The 18,191-nt window shown below is 65.4% G+C and carries 18 protein-coding genes; 6 read left to right on the forward strand and 12 right to left on the reverse strand.

Going from position 1 to position 18,191, the window contains the following annotated elements:
* The first annotated feature begins 14 nt into the window (after positions 1-14).
* A complete protein-coding gene (locus tag Q5701_RS13480) occupies positions 15-1,910 on the forward strand; it encodes a propionyl-CoA synthetase (protein WP_306751493.1) in 1,896 nt (631 codons plus the stop codon).
* A gap of 49 nt (positions 1,911-1,959) precedes the next feature.
* On the forward strand, positions 1,960-2,340 hold the full coding sequence (locus Q5701_RS13485; protein WP_234855607.1) for a VOC family protein: 381 nt from the start codon (positions 1,960-1,962) through the stop codon (positions 2,338-2,340).
* On the opposite strand, the gene aroA is transcribed toward Q5701_RS13485, so the two are convergent.
* The gene (gene aroA, locus Q5701_RS13490; RefSeq protein WP_306751494.1) at positions 2,337-3,665 is read right to left on the reverse strand and encodes a 3-phosphoshikimate 1-carboxyvinyltransferase; all 1,329 of its coding nucleotides are present in this window, start codon (positions 3,663-3,665) and stop codon (positions 2,337-2,339) included. The genes Q5701_RS13485 and aroA overlap by 4 nt on opposite strands.
* Positions 3,666-3,775: 110 nt before the next feature.
* On the opposite strand from aroA, the gene Q5701_RS13495 reads away from it, so the two are divergent.
* On the forward strand, positions 3,776-4,450 hold the full coding sequence (locus Q5701_RS13495) for a DNA alkylation repair protein (protein WP_306751495.1): 675 nt from the start codon (positions 3,776-3,778) through the stop codon (positions 4,448-4,450).
* On the opposite strand, the gene Q5701_RS13500 is transcribed toward Q5701_RS13495, so the two are convergent.
* Positions 4,438-4,944, reverse strand: coding sequence for a hypothetical protein (locus Q5701_RS13500; RefSeq protein WP_306751497.1), 507 nt, complete (start codon positions 4,942-4,944; stop codon positions 4,438-4,440). The genes Q5701_RS13495 and Q5701_RS13500 overlap by 13 nt on opposite strands.
* Before the next feature lie 108 nt (positions 4,945-5,052).
* On the opposite strand from Q5701_RS13500, the gene moaA reads away from it, so the two are divergent.
* A complete protein-coding gene (moaA, locus tag Q5701_RS13505; protein WP_306751498.1) occupies positions 5,053-6,060 on the forward strand; it encodes a GTP 3',8-cyclase MoaA in 1,008 nt (335 codons plus the stop codon).
* Positions 6,061-6,113: 53 nt separating this feature from the next.
* Here the strand turns inward: moaA and ispG are convergent, their stop codons facing one another.
* From ispG to Q5701_RS13525, 4 genes are all read right to left on the reverse strand, one after another.
* Entirely contained in the window at positions 6,114-7,244 is a 1,131-nt protein-coding gene (gene ispG / locus Q5701_RS13510; protein ID WP_306751499.1) for a flavodoxin-dependent (E)-4-hydroxy-3-methylbut-2-enyl-diphosphate synthase, read from the reverse strand.
* Between the two features lie 76 nt (positions 7,245-7,320).
* Complete coding sequence (locus tag Q5701_RS13515; protein ID WP_306751500.1) at positions 7,321-7,983, reverse strand: thiamine diphosphokinase; 663 nt, start codon at positions 7,981-7,983, stop codon at positions 7,321-7,323.
* Complete coding sequence (locus tag Q5701_RS13520) at positions 7,980-8,192, reverse strand: DUF2842 domain-containing protein (RefSeq protein WP_306751501.1); 213 nt, start codon at positions 8,190-8,192, stop codon at positions 7,980-7,982. The genes Q5701_RS13515 and Q5701_RS13520 overlap by 4 nt, the downstream gene beginning before the upstream one ends.
* 158 nt (positions 8,193-8,350) lie before the next feature.
* The gene (locus tag Q5701_RS13525) at positions 8,351-9,643 is read right to left on the reverse strand and encodes an adenylosuccinate synthase (RefSeq protein ID WP_306751502.1); all 1,293 of its coding nucleotides are present in this window, start codon (positions 9,641-9,643) and stop codon (positions 8,351-8,353) included.
* A gap of 139 nt (positions 9,644-9,782) precedes the next feature.
* Between Q5701_RS13525 and ftsY the strand changes: the two genes are divergently transcribed.
* On the forward strand, positions 9,783-10,787 hold the full coding sequence (ftsY, locus tag Q5701_RS13530; RefSeq protein WP_306751503.1) for a signal recognition particle-docking protein FtsY: 1,005 nt from the start codon (positions 9,783-9,785) through the stop codon (positions 10,785-10,787).
* Positions 10,788-10,852: 65 nt separating this feature from the next.
* Here ftsY and hisG read toward each other — a convergent pair whose 3' ends face one another.
* The 3 genes from hisG to hisS are packed head-to-tail and all read right to left on the reverse strand — an operon-like array spanning position 10,853 to position 14,069.
* Positions 10,853-11,530, reverse strand: a complete 678-nt coding sequence (gene hisG, locus Q5701_RS13535; protein WP_306751504.1) for an ATP phosphoribosyltransferase — start codon at positions 11,528-11,530, stop codon at positions 10,853-10,855.
* The gene (locus Q5701_RS13540) at positions 11,527-12,588 is read right to left on the reverse strand and encodes an ATP phosphoribosyltransferase regulatory subunit (protein ID WP_373568659.1); all 1,062 of its coding nucleotides are present in this window, start codon (positions 12,586-12,588) and stop codon (positions 11,527-11,529) included. The genes hisG and Q5701_RS13540 overlap by 4 nt, the downstream gene beginning before the upstream one ends.
* Positions 12,588-14,069 carry a histidine--tRNA ligase gene (gene hisS / locus Q5701_RS13545; protein WP_306751506.1) on the reverse strand — a complete coding sequence of 494 codons (1,482 nt, stop codon included), beginning with the start codon at positions 14,067-14,069 and terminating at the stop codon, positions 12,588-12,590. The genes Q5701_RS13540 and hisS overlap by 1 nt, the downstream gene beginning before the upstream one ends.
* Before the next feature lie 51 nt (positions 14,070-14,120).
* On the opposite strand from hisS, the gene Q5701_RS13550 reads away from it, so the two are divergent.
* Positions 14,121-14,339 carry a SlyX family protein gene (locus Q5701_RS13550; RefSeq protein ID WP_306751507.1) on the forward strand — a complete coding sequence of 73 codons (219 nt, stop codon included), beginning with the start codon at positions 14,121-14,123 and terminating at the stop codon, positions 14,337-14,339.
* A gap of 64 nt (positions 14,340-14,403) precedes the next feature.
* Here Q5701_RS13550 and pgi read toward each other — a convergent pair whose 3' ends face one another.
* The 3 genes from pgi to zwf are packed head-to-tail and all read right to left on the reverse strand — an operon-like array spanning position 14,404 to position 18,163.
* Positions 14,404-16,014: a glucose-6-phosphate isomerase gene (gene pgi, locus Q5701_RS13555; protein WP_306751508.1), complete on the reverse strand. Its 1,611-nt coding sequence runs from the start codon at positions 16,012-16,014 to the stop codon at positions 14,404-14,406.
* Positions 16,015-16,037: 23 nt separating this feature from the next.
* Positions 16,038-16,709 carry a 6-phosphogluconolactonase gene (pgl, locus tag Q5701_RS13560; RefSeq protein WP_306755414.1) on the reverse strand — a complete coding sequence of 224 codons (672 nt, stop codon included), beginning with the start codon at positions 16,707-16,709 and terminating at the stop codon, positions 16,038-16,040.
* Positions 16,710-16,711: 2 nt separating this feature from the next.
* Positions 16,712-18,163, reverse strand: a complete 1,452-nt coding sequence (gene zwf, locus Q5701_RS13565) for a glucose-6-phosphate dehydrogenase (protein WP_306751509.1) — start codon at positions 18,161-18,163, stop codon at positions 16,712-16,714.
* Positions 18,164-18,191 lie beyond the last annotated feature (28 nt).

The raw sequence follows: 18,191 nt of genomic DNA on the forward strand, positions 1-18,191 counted from the left end.
GAGGAGACAACACCATGTCGTATCGCGACACCTATGCCGCCTGGCAGGCGGATCCCGAAGCCTTCTGGATGGAAGCTGCCCGCAAGATCGACTGGGACCGCCCGCCAAGCCGGGCTTTCTTCGATCAAGGTCCGGCAGGCGAATGGTTCGCGAACGGAATGCTGAACGCTTGCTGGAATTGCGTTGACCGCCATGTCGAGGCTGGGCGCGGCGACCAGCTTGCCATCATCCACGACAGCCCGATCAGCCGCTCCATGCGCGGCATCACCTATGCCGAATTGCGCGACCGGGTGGCCAACCTTGCGGGCGCGCTGCGGGCCAAGGGTATCCAGAAGGGCGACCGGGTCATCATCTATATGCCGATGGTCCCCGAGGCGTTGGAGGCGATGCTGGCCTGCGCACGCCTGGGCGCGATCCACTCGGTCGTCTTTGGCGGCTTTGCGGCGCATGAACTGGCCGTCCGCATCAACGACGCCACCCCGAAGGCGATCATCGCCGCGTCCTGCGGCTTGGAACCGGGGCGCATCGTCCCCTACAAGCCGCTCTTGGACCGCGCGATCGACGAGGCTGTCCATAAGCCCGACTTCTGCGTGATCTTCCAGCGCGAACAGGAGGTTGCCCATCTTGTCGAAGGACGGGACGTGGCTTGGCACAGCTTTCAGTACGGCGTCGAACCCGCCGAATGCGTCCCGGTCGAGGGCAATCATCCAGCCTATGTCCTTTATACCTCTGGCACCACGGGCCAGCCCAAGGGCGTGGTGCGCCATACCGGCGGGCATCTGGTCGCCCTCGCCTGGTCGATGAAGAACGTCTATGACATCGACCCAGGCGACGTGTTCTGGGCGGGGTCGGATGTGGGCTGGGTCGTGGGCCACAGCTATATCTGCTATGGCCCGCTGTCGGTCGGTGCCACGACCATTGTCTTCGAGGGCAAGCCGGTCGGCACCCCCGACGCCGCCGCCTATTGGCGGGTGATCCAGAACCACCGGGTCAAAAGCGTCTTCAGCGCGCCCACCGCGATCCGCGCCATCCGTCGCGAAGACCCGGAAGGCAAGCTGATCGGGGAATACAACCTGCGCCATTTCAAGACCCTGTATCTGGCAGGCGAACGCGCGGACCCCGACACGATCCAATGGGCCGAGGAAAAGCTGGGCGTGCCCGTGATCGACCACTGGTGGCAGACCGAAACGGGCTGGCCCATCGTGTCCAACCCCGTGGGCATAGAACTGCTGCCGGTAAAGCGCGGCAGCCCCTCGGTTCCCTTGCCGGGCTATGACGTGCAGGTGCTGGACGAGGCCGGGCACTCCGTGGCAGCGGGCACCCTGGGCGCTGTGGCGATCAAGCTGCCCCTGCCGCCCGGCACCCTGCCGACCCTGTGGAACGCCGGGGACCGGTTCGCCAAGTCATACCTGTCGCATTTCCCCGGCTATTACGAAACAGGCGATGCCGGGTATATCGACGAGGACGGATACCTGTATATCATGGCGCGCACCGACGACGTGATCAACGTCGCAGGCCACCGCCTGTCCACCGGCGCGATGGAGGAGGTTCTTTCCGCCCATCCTGCCGTCGCAGAATGTGCGGTGATCGGCGTGGCCGACAGTTTGAAGGGGCAGATGCCGGTGGGATTCCTTTGCCTTAAAAAGGGCACGAATACCCCGGATATCCAAGTCGTGAAGGAGGTCGTCGGCATGGTCCGCGACCAGATCGGCCCCGTGGCGGCCTTCAAGACCGCCTGTGTCGTGGATCGCCTGCCCAAGACCCGGTCGGGCAAAATCCTGCGCGCCACCATGGTCAAGATCGCCGACGGAGAATCTTACAAGACCCCTGCCACCATTGACGATCCGGCCGTTCTGGACGAGATTGCCACGGCCTTGCGCGCGGTCGGATATCCTCAGCACACAGCGTAATTTACCGAAACCATCAGGGCGCTTCCGCGTTGCGATCACGGAGGCGCCCATGACTGAAAAGAAATTAAAGGTTATCGATCATATCCACCTGAATGCTGCCGATTTTGACACGGCCGCCGCGTTTTATCACGCGTTGTTCGAGGCGCTTGGGTGGAAAAACGATGTCCGCAGCGGGCGCGACTGGATGGAACTGGACGGGTTCTATCTGGGACAGGCCGAACCTCATGCTCCGCCAACCCATATCCATCTGGCCTTCGTCGCCCATTCGCGGAACGAGGTCGAGGCTTTTCATGCCGCGGGGCTGAAAGCCGGGGGCAAGGACAACGGCGCGCCAGGGCTGCGCGATTACCACCCTGGCTATTACGCCGCCTTTCTGCTGGATCCCGACGGCAACAACATCGAGGCCAAGTTCGACGAACGCGCAGCCTAGCCCAGATCGCCGCCCAGTCCCTGCATCAGCGGCAGGAAGTCGGGAAAGGATGTTGCGATGGGCGATCCGTCATCCACGGACACCGGCGCCTCTGCCGCCAAGCCCAGGATCAGGAAGGACATGGCGATGCGGTGATCCAGATGCGTCGCCGCCGTTCCGCCGCCCGGCACCTTGTCCATGCCATGAACGGTCATGCTGTCCTTTGTCTCCTCGACCCGGACGCCGTTCGCCTCCAGGCCCCGCGCCATGGCGTCGATCCGGTCGCTTTCCTTGACGCGCAGCTCGGCGACGCCGTTCATGACCGTCGTCCCCTCGACAAAGGAGGCGATCACCGACAAGATCGGGAATTCGTCGATCATGCTGGCCGCGCGTTCGGCGGGAACCGTGATCCCTTTCAGCGGGCCATGGCGGACGACAAGGTCGGCCACCGGCTCTCCCCCTTCCTCGCGTTCGTTTTCAAAGACGATATCCGCACCCATCTCCAGCAGCGTGACATACAGACCGTCGCGCGTCGGATTGCGGCTGACGCCCGGCACGCGAATCTCGGATCCCGGCACGATCAGGGCGGCGGCGACCGGAAAGGCCGCGCTTGAGGGATCGCGTGGCACCGCGACCGGCTGCGCCCGCAGTTCGGGACGGCCCTGCAGGGTGATCACATGGCCTTCCTGCGTGGTCTCGGTGCGGATGTCGGCACCAAAGCCCGCCAGCATCCTTTCGGAATGATCGCGGGTCGGCTCCGACTCGATCACCACCGTTTCGCCCGGCACGTTCAGGCCAGCCAGAAGGATTGCCGACTTGATCTGCGCACTTGCAACCGGGGTGCGGTATCGCACGGGCAGCGGATCGGCCGCGCCCTGGACGGTGATCGGCAGCAGCCCCCCTTCGCGCGCGGTGATCTGCGCACCGAACAGGGCCAACGGATCGGTCACGCGCCCCATGGGGCGGCGCAACAGGCTGGCATCGCCGGTGAATGTCGCGGTGATGGGGGTCGTGGCCATGGCGCCCATGATCAGCCGCACCCCGGTCCCTGAATTGCCGCAGTCGATCACGCCTTCAGGTTCCCCGAAGCCGCCGACGCCCACGCCATGCACGGACCATTCGCCGGTCCCCAGCCGTTCCACCTGCGCGCCGAATGCCGCCATTGCCTTGGCGGTGTCCAGAACGTCCTCGCCTTCCAGCAGCCCGGTGATCCGGGTTTCACCCACCGACAGCGCACCCAGGATCAGCGCGCGATGGCTGATCGACTTGTCGCCCGGCACAGTGGCCACGCCCCGCAAGGGTCCGCTGCGGCGGGCGGTCATCGGGAGGGGTTCGGAATGGGACATGGGCACACCTGTTGATTGCGCGGTTCTTTTAGCGCCACCACCCCCCTGGGGCCACCCCGTTCTTGCGCCCGCCGGCCTGCCTTCCTAGAACCGGCGGAACGGAGGATCCCATGACCGAACTGGATGCGCTGCGGGCGCTTGCGGATGCCGACAAGGCCGAACAGATGGCGGCCTATCACAAGGCGCCCAGACCCTATCTGGGGGTATCGAACCCGCAGATCGACGAATTGGTGGCCGAATGGCGTGGGGGCTGCGATCTGGACGGCCGCCTCAGGCTGGCCTCTGACCTGTGGGCCAGCGATATCCACGAGGCACGGATCGCCGCGGCAAAGCTGCTGACCCAGGCCCGCATCCGGCCCGACGACGCGGTCTGGGCGCTGATCGCGTCATGGGTTCCCGATTTCGACGGCTGGGCCATTGCCGATCATGCGATGATCGCGGGGCAAAAGCGGCTGGTGGCCGAGCCCGCCCGGCTGGATCAGGTGGAAACCTGGCTGGATCACCCCAACACATGGACGCGGCGCGCGGCCCTGGTCGGCACCCTGCCCTGGGCCAAGATGAACAACCCCAAGCCCGGCGACCTTGCGGCGCGCGAACGCATTCTGGACTGGGCCGCGCGCTTGGCGGACGACCGGGACACGTTCATTCAGAAATCCATCGCCTGGTGGTTGCGCGACCTGTCCAAACGTGACGCGCCCCGCGTCAGGGCCTTCCTGGCCGATCACGGGCCGCGCCTGAAGCCCTTTGCGCGCAAGGAAGCCGCGCGGCTGGTTCAGGACCGATAAACCTCGATCGTGGGCAGGTCGGTCAGCGACACGCCCAGCAGTTGCAGCGCAGGCAGCGATACCTGCGATCCGCCGCCGGCCGGGCCGTCCAGCGGGATCAGGTCAACCTTGGCCGATTTGCCGGTCGCGGGATCCACGATCCGGCCCAGCCCCCGTTCCTTGACCAAGGGCGTCTTGATCCAGAACCCCCCCTCAGACGGATTGCCCAGCGATGCGATGGTGGTCCCCAGCCGCACCTCGGCCGCCTGGGCCGGCTGCGCCGCCGCAGCGCGCTGTTCGGGCGTGGTGGTATCCAGTTGCGCGGGCGTCGCGCGGGCCGCCGGACGGGGGGCGGGCGCACGGGTCACGGCAGTTGCAGCAGCGACCTGTTCGGTGGTCATCCGGGTCGTCGGTGCCGCGGCAACGGTGCGGCTGGTCGTCATGGCCCCTTGGGTGCAGCCCGCCAGCAGCCCTGCGGTCAGGATCAGCGTCGGCAAGGCGGTGGTGATACGCATGGGTTGTCCCTTCTGTCCCGTCTCCGGGCCAACCCTAGCCTGCAGGGCGCGACCGCGTCCAGCCGGTCGCCGCTTGTCTGCGCCGGTCGGCGCGCCTAGATTAAGGTGATGCAACAGGCAGCCCCCCTTATCGACCCCTTCGCGCGACCAATCACCTATCTGCGGGTGTCGGTCACGGACCGCTGCGATTTCCGCTGCGTGTACTGCATGGCCGAACATATGCAGTTCCTGCCCAAGGCAGATCTTCTGACGCTAGAGGAGCTGGACCGCCTGTGCAGCGCCTTCGTGGGCCTGGGGGTCCAGAAGCTGCGCATCAGCGGGGGCGAGCCGCTGGTCCGTCGCAACATCATGACCTTTTTTCGGGCCATGTCGCGGCACCTGGGCGCAGGCCTGGACGAACTGACCCTGACCACCAACGGCAGCCAGCTTGGCCGATACGCCGCCGAACTGGTCGATTGCGGCATCCGGCGGGTCAATGTGTCGCTGGATACGCTAGATCCTGACAAGTTCGCCGCCATCACCCGCTGGGGCCGGTTGCCGCAGGTGCTGGACGGCATCCGGGCCGCCACCGCTGCTGGCCTTCGGGTCAAGATCAACGCCGTCGCGCTGAAAGGCGTGAACGACAGCGAATTCTTCGATCTGGTCCGCTGGTGCGGCAACGAGGGCCACGACCTGACCTTTATCGAGGTCATGCCGATGGGCGATCTGGGGAACGAGGATCGGCTGGACCAATACTGGTCCCTGTCCGACCTGCGCGCGCGCCTGTCGGAACGGTTCACGCTGCTGGATCTGGCTGAACGGACCGGCGGACCGGCCCGCTATGTCCGCTTGCAGGAAACCGGGCAGAAGATCGGCTTCATCACGCCCTTGACCCATAATTTCTGCGAAAGCTGCAATCGTGTCCGCCTGACCTGCACGGGCGAATTGTTCATGTGCCTGGGCCAGGAAGACCGCGCCGACCTGCGCGCGCCCCTGCGGGCGTCTTCTGAAGACGAGGCGGTAAAGGACGCGATCCGCGCCGCTATCAGCCGCAAGCCCAAAGGCCACGACTTCGACTATTCCCGCCAGACCGTCGCGGGCCAGATGTCCCGCCACATGAGCCATACCGGGGGGTAGAGTGCGTGCTTGCACGCACCCTGGTCAGCCGGTGGTGCGTGCAAGCCCGCACCCTACTCCGCCGCAGTCTGCGCGCTTGCCTCGGCCTCGATCTTTTCGGCGCGTTCCTCGACCAGTTGCACGATGTGGTCGATCATCTGGTCGTTGGTCATCTTGTGGCTTTGCCGTCCGGCCAGATAGACCATGCCGCTGCCCGCGCCGCCGCCGGTAAAGCCAATATCGGTCATCAAGGCCTCGCCCGGGCCGTTGACCACGCAGCCGATGATCGACAAGGACATCGGCGTCTTGATATGTTCCAGCCGCTTTTCAAGGGATTCAACCGTCCGGATCACATCAAAGCCCTGCCGCGCGCATGACGGGCAGGAAATGATCTGCACCCCCCGCGTCCGCAGGCCCAGCGACTTGAGGATCTCGAACCCGACCTTGACCTCTTCGACCGGATCGGCGGACAGGCTGACGCGGATCGTGTCGCCGATGCCCATCCACATCAGGTTGCCAAGCCCGATGGCCGACTTGACCGTGCCACCGACAAAGCCGCCTGCTTCGGTGATCCCCAGGTGGATCGGCGCGTCCGTCGCATCCGCCAATTGCTGATAGGCGGCGGCGGACAGGAACACGTCGCTGGCCTTCACGCTGATCTTGAATTCGTGGAAATCGTTGTCCTGCAGGATCTTGATGTGATCCAGGCCCGATTCCACCATCGCATCCGGGCAAGGCTCGCCGTATTTCTCCAGAAGATGCCGTTCCAGCGACCCGGCGTTGACACCGATGCGGATCGAACAGCCGTGGTCCTTGGCCGCCTTGATGACCTCGCGCACCCGCGCCGCATCGCCGATGTTGCCGGGATTGATGCGCAGGCAGGCCGCGCCCGCCTCGGCCGCCTCGATCGCGCGCTTGTAGTGGAAGTGGATGTCGGCCACGATCGGCACCGGGCTTTCGCGGCATATCTCGCGCAGCGCGCGCGTGGTTTCCTGGTCTGGCGCGGAAATCCGCACGATGTCGGCCCCGGCATCGGCGGCCCGGATCACCTGGTCCAGGGTTGCACGCACGTCATGGCCGTTGGTGTTGGTCATGGTTTGCACGCTGATCGGCGCGTCGCCGCCCACGGGGACGTTGCCCACCATGATCTGGCGCGACTTGCGACGCTCGATGTTGCGCCATGGACGGATGGGGTTCAGCGACATGGATGCCTCCGGGGTTCGCCTTCCAGATAAGCCATCCCGGCCAAGGCGGCAACCGCCGCACGGGGCTGTGATGCCATCAGGCCGGCAAACGCAACGCGGTCATGACGCTGGCCAGCGTGCTGCGCGGCAACATCAGCAGCATCTTGCCCTCGATCCGCAGGGTCACGACGCCGTTGGCCATGTTGGATGTCCCGACCCGCCCGCCCGGCGCGAACTCGATCCCTTCGATAGGCCACTCAAGGCCCGTGCTGATCCCGCGCGCCGGACCCATGGGATACAGCGACACCCGAGTTCCCGGCATCAGCGGCAGGGTTAGCCGGGGTGGCGCCACGAAAACCACGTCATCGGACGCCAGCATGATCACAAGGGGCCGGGCCGTGCTGGCCATGGTGGTCAGCGCCGACAACGTATGGTCCAGCCGCAGCCCGGCAAAGCCCACCACCATGACAAAGGGGGCGGCGATGCGGGTCAGGCATTTGGTAAAGTCGGTGCTGTCCTGTTCGGCGACGTGATGGATGCGCCCCGCGGGAATCAGCCTGCGCGCCCCAGAGGTGATGCTGTCCAGGTCGCCGATCACCCAGTCGGGCGGCTGCCCCAGGGCAAGCGCCCGGTCCGCCCCGCCATCCGCCGCCACAAGGGTCGGCGCCACCGCAAGCGCTGTTTGCAGATCATAGGGGGACGTCGCGCCCCCGCCGATCACGGTCACACCCCGGTCGGAAATGACCAGGGGCGCGATCATTCACCGCGTCCGATGCCGGAAAACACCCGTTTGAACGGCAGGATCCACAGAAATCCCAGCAGGACATAGATCCCGGCCTCGATCAGGATCGGCTGGCGTCCGAAACGAACATCCATCCAGTTCACCAACGTCACCGCCGCCACGACATAAAGCGGCATCCCGACAACCAGGATTAGCAGCGACAGCCTCTTGCGCGTCTTCAGATTCATGCCCGCCCCTCCCCTTTCAGCTTGGTGTCAAATATCCCACGGGGGTCCGGGGGTGTGAAACCCCCGGATTGCGTCAGTCCTCGAAGGGATCCGTCACCAGGATCGTATCGTCCCAAATATCCCACGGGGGTCCGGGGGTGTGAAACCCCCGGATTGCGTCAGTCCTCGAAGGGATCCGTCACCAGGATCGTATCGTCCCGCTCCGGGCTGGTCGAGAGCAGCGCGACCGGGCACTGGATTAGTTCCTCGACGCGTCGCACATACTTGATCGCCGCAGCAGGCAGGTCGGCCCAACTGCGCGCCCCGTGGGTGGATTCGTGCCAGCCGTCCATTTCCTCGTAGATTGGCGTGACCTTGGCCTGCAACGCAGCCGCCGTGGGCAGGTAATCGTATTTCACGCCGTCGATCTCATACCCCACGCAGATCTTCAGCTTGTCGAACCCGTCCAGCACGTCCAGTTTCGTCAGGGCGATACCATTGACCCCGCTGATTGCGCAGGTCTGGCGCACAAGCACCGCGTCGAACCAGCCACAGCGCCGCTTACGTCCGGTGACGGTGCCGAATTCATGGCCCCGCTCGCCCAGGCGCTGCCCGTCCGCATCGTGCAATTCGGTCGGAAAAGGCCCTTCGCCCACCCGCGTGGTATAGGCCTTGACGATCCCCAGCACAAAGCCGATGGCCGACGGTCCCATGCCGGTCCCCGAAGCCGCCATCCCCGACATCGTGGTCGAACTGGTGACATAAGGATAGGTGCCAAAGTCGATATCCAGCAGCGACCCCTGCGCGCCTTCAAACAGGATGCGCTTTCCGGCCTTGCGGGCGTCGGCCATGACTTTCCACACTGGCTGGGCATAGGGCAGCAACCTCGGCGCGACTTCCATCAGCTTGGCCTTCAACGCGGCCCGGTCGATGGGTTCGGCCCCAAGGCCCTGCCGCAGCGCATCGTGATGGGCCAACAGCCGGTCCAGCCGCGCGTCCAGCGTTTCCTCGTCACCCAGGTCCGCCACGCGGATGGTGCGGCGGCCCACCTTGTCCTCGTATGCTGGCCCGATGCCACGTCCCGTGGTGCCGATCTTCGAGGCGCCGGCGGCTTCCTCGCGCAGCTTGTCCAAATCCTGGTGCAGCGGCAGGATCAGGGGCGTGTTTTCCGCGATCATCAGGTTGTCGGTGCTGATGGCCACACCCTGCGCTGACAGCTTCTCGATTTCCGAAAACAGCGCCCAGGGGTCCAGCACGACGCCGTTGCCGATCACGGCCAGCTTGCCCGCGCGCACGATGCCCGACGGCAGCAGCGACAGCTTGAAGACCGTGTTGCCGATGACCAGCGTATGCCCGGCATTATGGCCGCCCTGGAAACGGGCGATCACATCGGCCCGTTCGGAAAGCCAATCGACGATCTTGCCCTTGCCCTCGTCGCCCCATTGCGCGCCGACAACCACCACATTGGCCATGAACGGTCCTTCCATTCCTCGAAAAAGTCCGCCGCCGGGTCTAGCGCAAGCCCAGGCCGGGGGAAAGCCGGGATTTGCCGCCCTTTTCCTTTCGCCCCGCAGCGATTAGGGTCGCCCGCGGACTTGAAAGGTGCGGACCATGTCGTTTTTGTCGAAACTGCGCGAAAGGCTCACGCGATCCTCAACGAAGATCGGCGAAGGGCTGGACGGCATCGTGGACACGGCGCCCCAGGCCATGCCGGAACCCGCGCCCGCACAGCCCACCGGACTGGTCGGGCGCCTGTTCGGCACAACACCCGCAAGGCCCGAGGAACCCCGCCGCGCCCTTGACGACGAGATGCTGGAGGAGTTGGAGGATATGCTGGTCCAGGCCGACCTGGGCGTCGATACCGCGCTGCGCGTGACCGCCAATATCGCCGAAGGGCGGATGGGCCGCCGGATGTCCTCGACCGAACTCAAGGAACTGCTGGCGGACGAGATCGCGCGGATCATGACCCCGGTCGCCCGTCCCCTGCCCCTTTATCCGAAAAAGCCCCAAGTCGTGCTGGTCGTGGGCGTCAATGGCGCGGGCAAGACCACCACCATCGGCAAGCTGGCCAGCCAATTCCATGCGGCGGGCAAGTCGGTGATGATCGCGGCGGGCGATACCTTCCGTGCCGCTGCCGTCGAACAGTTGCAGATCTGGGGCCAGCGCGCCGGCGTGCCGGTGATGGTTGCGGCGCAGGGCAGCGATCCCGCCAGCCTCGCCTTCGACGCCATGACCCGGGCTGAATCCGAAGGCGCCGATCTTCTGATGATCGACACGGCGGGCCGCTTGCAGAACCGCCAGGATCTGATGGAGGAACTGGCCAAGATCGTCCGCGTGATCCGCAAGAAGGATCCGACCGCGCCTCACAACACCCTGCTGGTCCTGGACGCAACCACGGGCCAGAACGCGCTGAACCAGGTGGAAACCTTTCGCCAGCTTGCCGATGTCTCGGGCCTGGTGATGACCAAGCTGGACGGCACCGCGCGCGGCGGCGTGCTGGTGGCCCTGGCCGACCGCTTCGGCCTGCCCATCCATGCCATCGGCGTGGGCGAGCAGATCGACGACCTGGACGCTTTTGACGCAAACGATTTCGCCCGCGCCCTGGTAGGCCTTTAAGGCTTCTTCTTCACCCAAATATCCTCGGGGAGTCTCCGCAGGAGACGGGGGCAGACAGCCCCCGGCTACGCCTCCAACCCAAGCTGTGCAAGGAACGGCCGGACATCCGCCAAGGCCGCACGATTGGCAAACAACGTCGCCTGCGACCGCAAGATGGGATCCCCCGCCAGGATCTTCAGGTTGTTCGCCCGCAGGGTCTCGCCCGACGAGGTGATGTCGGCAATAGCTTCGGCCGTCTGATTGGCGATGGTGCCCTCGGTTGCCCCTTGGGAATCAACCAGTTGATAATCCGCGACCTCATGCGCCGCCAGCCAGGCCCGGACCAGCCGGTGATACTTGGTCGCGATCCGCAGCCTGAAACCATGGGCCGCCCGAAAGTCGCGGGCGATGGATGCCAGATCGTCCAGATCCTCGCAATCGTGCCAGCAGTCCGGCACGGCCAGGATCAGATCGGCATGACCGAATCCCATCGGCGCAACCTCGGCCACATCAGACCGCCAACCCGCCAGCTTTTCGCGCACCAGATCGGTGCCTGTCACGCCCAGTTCAATCCGGCCCGCCGCCAGTTCGCGCGGGATTTCCCCCGCCGACAGCAGAACCAGCGATACGCCGTCCACCCCCTGCACCCTGCCCGCATATTCGCGGTCCGACCCGCTGCGCGACAGCGTGACCCCGCGCGCGGCGAACCAGCCAAAGGTTTGTTCCATCAGCCGTCCCTTGGACGGCACGCCCAGCCGGATCATGCGGACTCCAATTCAGCAACAAGGCCCGGCCGGATGATGCCGCCCACGGCAGGGATCGCCCGCCCGCCCCGCCCCAGCACGGCGGTCAGCGCGTCATAGCGTCCGCCCGTCGCAACCGGGGGCCAGTCAGGGCGGCTTTCGGCCACGAAGCTGAAGGTGAAGCCGTCGTAATATTCCATCGTGCGGTGACCGTGGCTTGCATCGAACAGCACGGTTTCAGGCGAGATGCCCAGGTCCGCCAGCATCCCTGCCCGCTTCTCGATGCGGCGAATGGCCGGAACCAAGGCGGGCCAGTCCCGTGCCAGGTTCGCCAGTTCCTTCGTGGCATCCGGTATGGAGGCGCTGATCGTGAACAGCCGGTCCAGCCGAGCAATCCAGACGCGATCCAAGGCCGCGGCGTCCCCATCCGCGATCAGCCGGGCGATGCGCCGGTCCATCTCGTCCCTTGTCCGCAGCCCAGCCCAGGGGGCGGCGCTGTCGGCAAAGGCGCGCGGGGCCACAGGGCGAGAAAAACGGTCCAAAAGCCGCCCGAAGCGTCCCGGCCTCCAGACGTGATGCAACAGCGCATCGCGCCGTGCCTCTGACAGCGGCAGCGCGCGGACCGCATCCATCACCAGCCCCATGTCGCCCGTCACGGCCCGCAGCCCGTAAGGCGCCAGCTGCCGGTGGAACAATGCAAAGACCTCGGCATCGGCCTGGGGATCGTGGGCGAACAGTTCGAACCCCGCTTGCAGGTATTCGTTGTCACGCGGATTGGCAGGACGCTCCTCGCCCGGATCCTGCTTGCGGAACACCTCGCCCAGATAGCAATAGCGGGCAGGTTCGGCCCCACCGGCCATGTGCATCTGCACCACCGGTACGGTAAAATCCGGCCGCAGCATCACCTCGCCCCGCAGCGGATCGGTCGAGGTATAGGCCCGGGCGCGAATATCCTCGCCATACAGATCCAGCAGGGTATCGGCGGGCAGCAGGATATCGGGCGCGACTTCGACCGCACCCGCCTCACGGAAGGCGGACAGGAAGCGTTGGCCGACGGCCTGCTTGTCGCGCTTGGGAATCATGAAAGGATCCGACGGACTTCCGCGACCAGATCAGCGCGGGGAACCTCGGTCTGGGCAGGCTGGGCCTTCCATTCGTCCAGGCTGGCCTCGGCGGCAATGCGCGCGCCCAGGACCAGATCCTTGACCTGCACGACGCCCCGCGCTGCCTCGTCACCCCCTTGGATGATCGCCACGGGTGCGCCACGCTTATCGGCATATTTCAACTGGTTGCCGAAGTTCTTCGGATTTCCCAGATAGACCTCGGCCCGGATGCCCGCCGCGCGCAGTTCAACCGCCATGGCCTGATAATCAGCCATCCGGTCGCGGTCCATGACCGTGACGACAACCGGCCCCTGCGCCTGCGTTCCCGTCAGCCCCTTTGCCCGCAACGCGGCGATAAGCCGGTCCACACCGATGCTGACACCGGTCGCGGGCACCTTCTGGCCCGTGAATCGTTCCACCAGCCCGTCATAGCGCCCGCCCCCTGCGACCGATCCGAACTGCCGCTTGCGGCCTTTTTCATCCAGGATCTCGAAAGTCAGCTCGGCCTCGAAGACGGGTCCGGTGTAATAGCCCAGGCCGCGCACGACCGAGGGGTCGATGACCGCGCGGTCCTTGTCCATGCCCATGGCGCGCAGCATCCCGGCGATCTCGGCCAACTCGTCCACGCCTTCAGCGCCGATGGCCGAAGCGCCGACGGCCGAGCGCAGGTTCTCCAGCGTGGCCGTGTTGTCCGATCCTTTCGAGGTCAGGAAGGCCAAGACCGGCCGGGCCTGCGCCTCACTCAAACCCACGCCTTCGATCATTGCGCCGCTGTCGTCCTTGCGGCCCGTGGTCAGCAGCGACAGCACGCCGTCGCGGCCCACCTTGTCGAACTTGTCGATCTGGCGCAGCACGTCCTCGGCCTGGTCGGCGCGCACCTCGGCAGCCTCCAGCACGCCGTTCAGGACCTTGCGGTTGTTGATCCGCACGAGATAGTCGCCGCGCGCGATCCCCACGGCCTCCAACGCATCGGCCAGCATCGCGCAAATCTCGGCATCCGCCGCCACCGACGCAGACCCAACCGTGTCCGCGTCGCATTGATAAAACTGGCGGAACCGCCCCGGCCCCGGCTTCTCGTTCCGCCAGACCGGACCCATGGCATAGCGGCGATAGGGGATCGGCAGGTCATTGCGAAACTGCGCGGCCACCCGCGCCAAGGGCGCCGTCAGGTCATAACGCAGCGCCAGCCACTCGCCGGAACCGCCGCCGGGCACCGCTTCTTCCTGCCAGGCAAAGACACCCGCATTCGGGCGGTCCACGTCGGGCAGGAACTTGCCCAGGGCCTCGACCGTCTCGACCGCGCTTGTTTCAAGCGGATCGAAGCCATGCAGTTCGTAAACTTTACCGATGGCATCCAGCATCGCCTTGCGTTCCGTCACGTCCGCGCCGAAATAGTCGCGAAAGCCCTTGGGCGTTTCCGCCTTGGGACGGGGCTGTTTTTTCTGATCTTTCGCCATGGTCCTGCCTTTCCGGCCAAATCCGTGGCTGCCTTAACCGAAGGGGCCGATATGGACAAGGATACCCACGCGCGAATCCAGCAGGCCGAGGAAGCCTTGGCCCACCTGGCCAGGACGGTGGACGATCTGAACGAGGTCATCGCCCGCCAGGATTCCGAGATCGCCCTGCTGACCCGCCGGGTCGAGATGCTGCTGCGCTTTGCCGCCGAACAGCAGGCGGGCACCGAAGGCCAGATTCCGCTGGCCGATCAGCGCCCGCCGCACTGGTAGGCTTCTTCTTCACGAAAATATCCTCGGGGGGCCTGGGGGGCAGACGGCCCCCAAGCCTTCGGGCCTATCCGCGCATCTGCCGGAACAACCCCGCCAGATGCTCGGTCGAGGGATCGTGCCCCGGCGCATCATCGCCCTTCAGCAGCGGTTCAACCTTCAGCGCCAGTTCCTTGCCCAGTTCAACCCCCCACTGGTCAAAGCTGTTGATCCCCAAGATCACGCCTTCCACGAACACCCGGTGTTCATACAGGGCGACGATCTGGCCCAGGGTAAAAGGCGTCAGCTTTTCGATCAGCAGGGTGGTCGAGGGCCGGTTTCCGGGAAACACCCGGTGCCGTGCCTGGCGGTCCAGTTCAGCGCCTTCCAACCCCTTGGCCTGCATCAGGGCGCGCGCCTCGTCCAGGGTGCGACCGCGCATCAGTGCCTCGGACTGGGCCAGGCAGTTCGCAGCCAGCAGGATGTGATGATGCGCCAGGTCGTCCTCGTGACCCTTGGCGGCCAGGATGAATTCGCAGGGGACGGGCGTGGTGCCCTGGTGGATCAACTGGTAAAAGGCGTGCTGGCCGTTTGTTCCGGGCTCGCCCCAGACCACCGGGCCCGACATCACGGCAAGGTCGCTGCCGTCCATGGCCACGCGCTTGCCGTTCGATTCCATTTCCAGCTGCTGCAAATAGGCAGGAAGCCGCAGCAGGCGGTTGTCATAGGGCAGCACCGCGCGGGTCGGATAGCCGCAGACCTGGTGGTGCCAGATGCCCACCACGGCCAGCAGCACCGGCAGGTTTTCCGCCATCGGCGCAGCGCGGAAATGCGTGTCCATCGCTGCGGCACCGCCCAGGAATTCGTCGAACCGCCCGTCGCCGATCGCCAGCATCAGCGACAGGCCGATCGGTCCCCAGACAGAGTAACGCCCGCCCACCCAGTCCTCGAACCCAAACACGCGCGCGGGGTCGACTCCGAATTCCGCCGTCTTGCGGGTGGCCGAGGACAGTGCCACAAATTGCGACGCGGGGTCGGTGACGACCTTTCCCATCCAGTCGCGGGCGGTCTGGGCATTGGTCATCGTCTCGATGGTGGTGAATGTCTTTGACGCCACGATCACCAGCGTCGTCCCCGGATCCAGCCCCTTCAAGGTGTCGGCAATGTCCGCACCGTCCACGTTGCTGACGAAATGCGTGCGCGGCCCGTCGTGATAAGGCGCCATCGCCAGCACCGCCATGTAGGGGCCAAGATCCGAACCGCCGATGCCGATGTTGACCACATCTGTGATCTTGCCGCCCTGTCCCGTAAAGGCGCCCGACCGCACGTCGCGGGCGAAATCGGCCATGCGGTCGTGGGTTTCGCGCACGGCGGGCATCACGTCCTGGCCGTCCACCGTGACGCTGCCGCGCAGGTTGCGCAGGGCGGTGTGCAGCACGGCCCGGCCCTCGGTCTCGTTGATCTTCTCGCCGGTGAACATCGCCTCGCGGCGGGTCGCCACGTCGGCGCCCTTGGCTAGTTCCAGCAGCAGATCGCGGGCATCGGCGTCGATCATGGTCTTGGACCAGTCGAAGACCAGGCCGTCGGCCTGGGTCGAAAAGGCGCGCGCGCGGGCGGGATCGGCGGCGAACAGGTCGGTGATGCGGCGGTCGCCTTGCGCCTGGCGATGGGATTTCAGGCGGGTCCAGATGTCGGTCATTCGGAAAGGCTCCTTCGGGCGGCCTATTCGGCCCAGTGAACGGTCGCGTTGTCCAGGAATGCCCTGATCGGCGCCTCGACCGGATCCAGCTTTTGCGCGCGGTCCAGGGCTTCGCGCTTTTCCGGTCCCATGATCAGGACGTGGACATTCATTGCGTCGGCAAGGGCCGGCCGGGTCAGGGTGATGCGCGGTTCCTCGGCGCCCTCGGCGCGGATCGGCAGGACCAGCGGGGAATTGGCGGCCAGCCCTTCGGCCAGCCGGTCCGCGCCGGGGAACAGGCTTGCCGTGTGCATGTCATTGCCCATTCCCAGAAGAACCACGGTGATCGGCAGATGCGGCCGGATCGCCTCGGCCAAGCTTTCGGCAGCCTCGTCCGGGGTAGGGTCGCCGGTGTAAAGGTCGATGTATCTCGCGACGGCTGCGCGGTCGCGCAGCAGGTGGCGACGAAGCAGGCGGCCGTTCGAACGCTTGTGGTCCCCATCGACCCAACGTTCGTCGCCCGGGAAAACCGTCACCCGGCTCCAGTCGATATCCGCCCCGCTCAGCGTCTCGAAGACCAGGGTCGGAGAGGTGCCGCCCGGCACGCACAGGCTGGCGACATCCCCGGTGCGCAGCTGCTGCGCCAGTTGCGAGGCGATCTGGTCTGCCAGCGACAAGGCCAGCATCTCGCGGTCGGGATATTCCTTGAAGTCCATGCTCATCCGCGAATCTCCCTCCATCGGCGATTGTCGCGATGCATCAGGCGCAACGCTTCCTCGGGACCGGACGACCCCGCGTCATAGGGTTCGGGCCGCCGCTTGCCGTCTTCCCAGGCGGCGATGATGGGATCGGTCCAGGACCAGGCGGCCTCGACCTCGTCCCCGCGCATGAACAGGGTCTGGTTGCCCCGGATCACGTCCATGATCAGCCGTTCGTAAGCATCGGGCATATCGCTGCCATCCGTGCCAAGCGCATCCGCGAAAGACATATCCAGCGGCACCTGCACCAGCCGCATCCCGCCCGGCCCCGGTTCCTTGATCATCACCTTGAGGTTCATACCCTCGTTCGGTTGCAGGCGAATGACAAGCTCGTTGGCCTTGGGGGCGCCGCTGTCGTCAAAGATCGAATGGGGCGGCTCGCGGAAGACGATGGCGATCTCGCTGGTGCGGGCGCGCAGCTTCTTGCCGGTGCGCAGATAGAAGGGCGTGCCCTGCCACCGCCAGTTCGAGATGCAGACCTTCATCGCCACATAGCTTTCGGTCCGGGAATCCGGGTTTTCCGAATCCTCCAGATAGCCCGTGGACTTGCTGTCTGCCTGGTACTGCCCGCGCACGATGTCAGCCGGTTCGACGGGTTGCAGGGCACGGATCACCTTGAGCTTTTCATCGCGCACGGCGTTGGGGTCGAAGTGATAGGGCGGCTCCATCGCGATGAGGCACAGAAGCTGCATCATGTGGTTCTGAACCATGTCCCGGATCGCGCCGGATTTGTCGTAATAGCTGCCGCGCCCGGCCACGCCCACTGTTTCGGCCACCGTGATCTGCACGTGATCGACGTATTGCGAATTCCACAACGGCTCGAACAGGATATTGGCGAACCGCACCGCCATCAGGTTCTGGACGGTTTCCTTGCCAAGGTAATGGTCGATGCGATAGATTTGTTCTTCCCGGAAATGGCAGGCCAGCGTGGCGTTCAGCGCGCGGGCGGTTTCCAGATCGCGGCCAAAGGGCTTTTCAACCACGATGCGGCTATCCTGGTCCGCGATGCCATGGCTGGCAAGGCGGCTGGCGATATCACCAAACAGCGATGGCGCGACCGAGAAGTAAAAGGCATGAACCGCACCGGGCCGCATCCGCGATTTCAGATCGACCCAGCCGCCATCGCCCCTGGCGTCGATGGGGGTATAGCCCAGCAGGTTCAGGAATTGCCCAAGGCGTGGATCATCCTGACGAATGCGGCCGAATTCCACGATGACATTGGCGGCCTCGGCCCGGAACGCGTCGTCGTCCTGGTCCGTCCGTGCCGCCCCGATGATGCGCGAGGTTTCCGGTATCTGCCCTGCGACAAAGCGCCGGAACAATCCAGGCAGAATCTTGCGTTGCGCCAGATCGCCTGTGGCACCAAAGATCACCAGATCGAAGTCATCGACCGGAATGACACGAGAGACCATGCTTTCCTCCTTGCGGGCAGGGATCGCC

Source organism: Paracoccus actinidiae (genome assembly GCF_030863885.1).
GTDB classification, from domain to species: Bacteria; Pseudomonadota; Alphaproteobacteria; order Rhodobacterales; family Rhodobacteraceae; genus Paracoccus; species Paracoccus everestensis.

What these genes read in the sequence shown, in the direction of transcription:
- Q5701_RS13500 (WP_306751497.1), bottom strand. Translation starts at nt 4,944, where the DNA reads ATGCGTATCACCACCGCCTTGCCGACGCTGATCCTGACCGCAGGGCTG.
- Q5701_RS13495 (WP_306751495.1), top strand. Translation starts at nt 3,776, where the DNA reads ATGACCGAACTGGATGCGCTGCGGGCGCTTGCGGATGCCGACAAGGCC.
- zwf (WP_306751509.1), bottom strand. Translation starts at nt 18,163, where the DNA reads ATGGTCTCTCGTGTCATTCCGGTCGATGACTTCGATCTGGTGATCTTT.
- Q5701_RS13550 (WP_306751507.1), top strand. Translation starts at nt 14,121, where the DNA reads ATGGACAAGGATACCCACGCGCGAATCCAGCAGGCCGAGGAAGCCTTG.
- moaA (WP_306751498.1), top strand. Translation starts at nt 5,053, where the DNA reads ATGCAACAGGCAGCCCCCCTTATCGACCCCTTCGCGCGACCAATCACC.
- Q5701_RS13515 (WP_306751500.1), bottom strand. Translation starts at nt 7,983, where the DNA reads ATGATCGCGCCCCTGGTCATTTCCGACCGGGGTGTGACCGTGATCGGC.
- Q5701_RS13485 (WP_234855607.1), top strand. Translation starts at nt 1,960, where the DNA reads ATGACTGAAAAGAAATTAAAGGTTATCGATCATATCCACCTGAATGCT.
- hisS (WP_306751506.1), bottom strand. Translation starts at nt 14,069, where the DNA reads ATGGCGAAAGATCAGAAAAAACAGCCCCGTCCCAAGGCGGAAACGCCC.
- Q5701_RS13480 (WP_306751493.1), top strand. Translation starts at nt 15, where the DNA reads ATGTCGTATCGCGACACCTATGCCGCCTGGCAGGCGGATCCCGAAGCC.
- aroA (WP_306751494.1), bottom strand. Translation starts at nt 3,665, where the DNA reads ATGTCCCATTCCGAACCCCTCCCGATGACCGCCCGCCGCAGCGGACCC.
- ispG (WP_306751499.1), bottom strand. Translation starts at nt 7,244, where the DNA reads ATGTCGCTGAACCCCATCCGTCCATGGCGCAACATCGAGCGTCGCAAG.
- hisG (WP_306751504.1), bottom strand. Translation starts at nt 11,530, where the DNA reads ATGATCCGGCTGGGCGTGCCGTCCAAGGGACGGCTGATGGAACAAACC.
- pgi (WP_306751508.1), bottom strand. Translation starts at nt 16,014, where the DNA reads ATGACCGACATCTGGACCCGCCTGAAATCCCATCGCCAGGCGCAAGGC.
- Q5701_RS13525 (WP_306751502.1), bottom strand. Translation starts at nt 9,643, where the DNA reads ATGGCCAATGTGGTGGTTGTCGGCGCGCAATGGGGCGACGAGGGCAAG.
- ftsY (WP_306751503.1), top strand. Translation starts at nt 9,783, where the DNA reads ATGTCGTTTTTGTCGAAACTGCGCGAAAGGCTCACGCGATCCTCAACG.
- pgl (WP_306755414.1), bottom strand. Translation starts at nt 16,709, where the DNA reads ATGGACTTCAAGGAATATCCCGACCGCGAGATGCTGGCCTTGTCGCTG.
- Q5701_RS13520 (WP_306751501.1), bottom strand. Translation starts at nt 8,192, where the DNA reads ATGAATCTGAAGACGCGCAAGAGGCTGTCGCTGCTAATCCTGGTTGTC.